The organism is Phytobacter sp. V91, assembly GCF_965644225.1.
Lineage (GTDB): Bacteria > Pseudomonadota > Gammaproteobacteria > Enterobacterales > Enterobacteriaceae > CBFFRJ01.
On the sequence record NZ_CBFFRJ010000300.1, the window covers coordinates 1 to 653 of the forward strand.

A 653-nucleotide genomic window follows, 5' to 3' on the forward strand; every position below is an offset into this window, starting at 1 on the left:
GAGTCAAAAGCTAATCTGTTCGCAGATATAACCTGCTCGATGAGTCTCATTGCTTTTACAAAAGACAGCTTATTATAATGAACCAGCCAGATTAACAACATTTTTTCCTGCGCTTTAAGAATGTCGTTTTCGCCTTTAATGCAACGCCACTCATCATTGAGTCTCAAATCGAAATGAAGTGCCATTTCTTCATCTTCGGGAAACGCACCGACTTGATCATATGTATACTGAAATTGATAACTTACCTGAGATATATGTGCCATGACGCTGCGATCCGTTTGTTGGTAAAAACGAATTTCTTTGTGTTGTTTGAAATACCTGTCTATGGATTTTTCCATAGCAGCAGTAGTGAACAGTGAATAATCAGCGCCCAGCCATTCCATACCGTTGACCAGTCGGGTATTAAGACGTTCTACAAACCCCTGAACATCTCCTTTACGAACCTGATGAATAACATGCACCCAACGGCTTTCATATTCCATCGCAATCAGACAGGTGGAACGACCTATCTTGACCGCATGAACCACCCACTGAATGATTTCCTTATTCTTTATGTCAGACTGACGTTCCATGATGGTCTGCTGTACAGATGAAGCAGGCTCAAAGAACCCTTCATCAACATTCTTTTTGTATTTACCGTAAAGGTGTGTCGC

Annotated in this window: 1 protein-coding gene; it reads right to left on the bottom strand. The window is 41.3% G+C overall.

What is annotated here, in order from left to right; genetic code table 11:
- A partial coding sequence (locus tag ACSZO4_RS25755) for a DUF6933 domain-containing protein (RefSeq protein WP_437891919.1) occupies positions 1–653 on the bottom strand: 653 nt, incomplete at both ends.